The sequence below is a fragment of the Promicromonospora kroppenstedtii DSM 19349 genome, assembly GCF_000515355.1.
Lineage (GTDB): Bacteria > Actinomycetota > Actinomycetes > Actinomycetales > Cellulomonadaceae > Promicromonospora > Promicromonospora kroppenstedtii.
The window spans coordinates 2,232-5,229 of the sequence record NZ_KI911765.1 but is presented as its reverse complement, the minus strand read 5'-3'; the positions used below and the strand labels follow the sequence as shown (position 1 = coordinate 5,229).

Genomic DNA, 2,998 nt, shown 5'->3' with positions numbered 1-2,998 from the left:
CGGCGGCCAGCCCGCGGCCGATCCGCCGCCGTCTGCCGGTGCGCTGCCCTCTGCTGTGGTGCTGCCCTCTGCTGTTGTGCGGCCTGCTGTGGTGCTGCCTGGCGGACATGGCGTACCTCCGTGGACGATCCAGTCGCCTAACCGGCAGTTTCCGTCCGCCGGGGCTGGCGCGTCAGGGCCTTTGGTCCCGGATAGCGGGTGAGGTGGCGAGGGCTCTTCTCCGGGTGCGGCATGGGCGCGGGCGCGGGCGCGGGCGCGGGCGCGGGCACGGGTAGGGTCCGGGCATGGTCGGACCCCGGCGGTACCGTGACGTGCGCTCGACGTTGATCGACGCCCCGCCCGACGTCGTCTGGCAGGCCGTCCTGGACCAGGTCGAGGTGCTCGGGCGCCCGGCCTTCTACGTCCGCCTGATCGGCTGCCGCGACCAGCGGCACCTGGGCCCGCGCCCGCTGACGGCGGGCTCGGTGGTGCCCGGCTTCCACGTCACGGCGGCGGACCCGCCGGCCCGGCTCGTGCTCGACGGCGTGCACCGGTTCTCGACCTATACGCTCACGTTCACCCTGCTGCCCGACGACGACGGAGGCACCCGGCTCGAGGCGCACACCGACGCGGCCTTCCCCGGGGTGCCCGGGGCGGTGTACCGGCTGCTCGTGATCGACTCGGGCTTCCACAAGCTCGCGACCAGGAGCATCGTGACCCGCGTCCGGCGCCGGACGGCGGTGGGCTGACGTGGGCACGCACCGGACCGATGCCGCCCGGACCGATGCTGCCCGGACCGATGCTGCCCGGACCGATGCCGCCCGGACCGGCGTGAACCGGACCGGGCCGCCCCTGTGCCTGGTCATCAACGGGCCCTCGGCCGCCGGGAAGTCGACCCTGACGACGGCGGTCCAAGACCGCTCGGAGCGGCCCCTGCTGCGGTTCGGCCTCGATGAGCTGTTCCGGATGATCCCCGACCACTGGGGTGGCGGGCTTCCGGGTGCCCGGCACTCCCACCTGGGCTTTCGCTACGAGGACGTCGAGCCCGGCGTGCGCCGCATCCGCACGGGCGCGGACGGCATGCGGATGCTCGGCGCGATGAACGTCGCCGTCGTGGCGATGCTGCGCGCCGGCCAGGGCGTGATCGTCGACGGGCAGGCGTTCGAGCCGGAGGCCAACCAGGACCTCGAGGCGCGGCTCGCCGAGCTCGCGCGGGAGGGTGCGGCAGCCGTGGCGATCGTCGAGCTCCGAGCCGCCGACGGCGACCTCGAGGACCGGCAGCGCCGCCACGAGCACCCGGCGGGGCTCTCGCTGTTCCACAACCGCCGGCCGCCCCAGTCGCCGGATCCCGACCTGGTCATCGATACCACCGGGCGGGACGCCGCGCAGGTGGCGGACGTGCTCTGGGACTGGCTGGTCGACTTCTACCCCGCGATCGAGACCGGTCACGCCGTGGGCACCTGATCGCTCCTGGCGTACCGCCGCCTTTCTTCACGAAAACGGGTGTTCCGGCCGCGCGCCGTGCGCAAGGATGACGGGCGTGGACCCGCGAGCAGACGCTGCTGCCCTGGTGGCCGACCGTTACCCGGAGGCCCGGTGGGCGCTGCTCGCCGGCAGCGTCCTCGACCCGGGCGCCCGGACCGCGGGCTCGGACCTCGACATCGTCGTGTGCCTTCCGGACGACGCCGTCGGGCACCGGGACGCGCTGCGCTGGCGTGGCTGGCCCGTCGAGCTGTTCGTGAACACCGAGGCCGGGCACCGCTGGTTCATCACCACGGAGACGGCGCGGCGCAAGCCCACGCTGGCACGGATGATCGCCACGGGCGTGCTCGTGGCGGGCCCCGCCGGCGCCGTCGACGACCTGCAGGCCGAGTGCAGCGCGCTGCTCGACGCCGGCCCTGGTCCGGCGTCCGACGCCGCGCTGGAGGACGCCCGGTACGGCGTGACCGACCTGCTGGACGACCTCGCCTACGCGCGCGACGGCGGCGAGGCCGACGTGGTGCGCTCCGTGCTGTGGGAGAGGGTGGGGCACCTCGCCCTGGCGGCGGCCGGGCGGTGGGACGGCGGCGGCAAGTGGCTGCTGCGCGAGCTGCGTACCTGGGACCTCGGGTACGCCGCCCGCTGGGTGGCGGCGCGGCACGACGACCAGGCCATGGTCGACGTCGCGCGGGCCACCCTCGACGCCGCCGGCGGCCCGCTGTTCGAGGGATACCTGCGCCAGGCGCCCGTGGTGGACGAGATCCACGCGACCCGGACCGTCCCGCCGACGGTCGTGAGCCGCTCGGCGCGCGCGGTCCTGCTCGACGACGCGGGTCGTCTCGTCCTCATCAAGCGCACCGTCCGGGGGCGCGCGCCGTACTGGGTGACGCCCGGCGGCCGCGTCGAGCCGGAGGACGCCTCGGTCGAGGCCGGCCTGCGCCGTGAGCTGCTCGAGGAGCTGGGCGCCACGGCGGACGTCGTCCGGCAGGTGTTCCTGACCTCCCAGCCCAAGGACGCGGGCGTGGCGGTGCACCACTACTTCCTGGCGCGCCTGAGGTCGCTGGACCTGGCGCTGCGGTCCGGCCCGGAGTTCCAGGAACCGACCCGGGGCACCTACGAGGTGGAGCGCGTGGACCTGCGCGACGACGCCGCCCTGGCCGGCCTCGACCTGGTGCCCACCGCGCTCAAGGCGTTCGTCCGGGCCAACCGGCACGCGCTGCTCGCGGAGGCGGAGGACACCGCGGCAGAGGACACCGCGGCAGAGGACACCGTGGCGGAGGACACCGCGGCAGAGGACACAGTCGCGGAGGACACAGTCGCGCAGGACACCGTGGCGGAGGGCTCCTGAACGCGATCGAGGTGCCCGCGTCGTTCCTCGCGATGCCGCGCTGGTGGACCGCCACGGCCGCGGAGCAGCGCTGGCTGACCGACCTCCCGCGCCTCGTGGACACCTGGTGCGGGCGCTGGGCGCTCACGGTCGACGGGCCGCCCCGGCACGGGTCGAACGCCCTGGTCGTACCCGTCCGCCGCGCCGGGCAGC

3 protein-coding genes and 1 pseudogene are annotated in these 2,998 nt (G+C 75.0%); all 4 read left to right on the top strand.

Features of this window, described 5'->3' with window-relative positions; genetic code table 11:
• Positions 1-284 precede the first annotated feature (284 nt).
• On the top strand, positions 285-728 hold the full coding sequence (locus PROKR_RS29520; RefSeq protein ID WP_036971347.1) for an SRPBCC family protein: 444 nt from the start codon (positions 285-287) through the stop codon (positions 726-728).
• A 1-nt stretch (position 729) separates the two neighbouring features.
• Positions 730-1,443 carry a phosphotransferase-like protein gene (locus PROKR_RS29515; protein ID WP_245606026.1) on the top strand — a complete coding sequence of 238 codons (714 nt, stop codon included), beginning with the start codon at positions 730-732 and terminating at the stop codon, positions 1,441-1,443.
• A 76-nt stretch (positions 1,444-1,519) separates the two neighbouring features.
• Positions 1,520-2,806, top strand: coding sequence for an NUDIX domain-containing protein (locus PROKR_RS37740; protein ID WP_245606025.1), 1,287 nt, complete (start codon positions 1,520-1,522; stop codon positions 2,804-2,806).
• A gap of 11 nt (positions 2,807-2,817) precedes the next feature.
• A pseudogene (locus PROKR_RS37110) lies at positions 2,818-2,998 on the top strand (aminoglycoside phosphotransferase family protein); the annotation flags it as partial.